At 67.2% G+C, this 256-nt stretch carries 1 protein-coding gene; it reads left to right on the top strand.

The window, feature by feature from the left end; all coding sequences use genetic code 11:
* Positions 1–256, top strand: a 256-nt coding sequence (locus QSV46_RS40280; RefSeq protein ID WP_314964238.1) for a hypothetical protein, incomplete at both ends; no start/stop codon positions are given.

The raw sequence follows: 256 nt of genomic DNA, 5'->3' as shown, positions 1-256 counted from the left end.
GAACAGCTCACCTCGCTGCTGGTGTTCCGCGCCGGCTCCTCGCAGCCCAAGGCGGTGCCGCTCGGCCTCGTCACCCGGCTGGAAGAGATCGCCACCGACAAGATCGAGCTCTCCAACGGCCGCTACATGGTGCAGTATCGCGACCAGCTCATGCCCTTGGTGCAGATGGCCGGGGTCACGGTCCAGACATCAGGCGCGCAGCCGATCCTGGTGTTCGCCGACGACGGCCGCTCGATGGGGCTCGTGGTCGACGAGA

It is taken from the genome of Bradyrhizobium cosmicum (genome assembly GCF_032290525.1).
Lineage (GTDB): Bacteria > Pseudomonadota > Alphaproteobacteria > Rhizobiales > Xanthobacteraceae > Bradyrhizobium > Bradyrhizobium cosmicum_A.
Note: the sequence above shows the minus strand (reverse complement) of the source record. Positions and strands in the feature narration are given on the sequence as shown.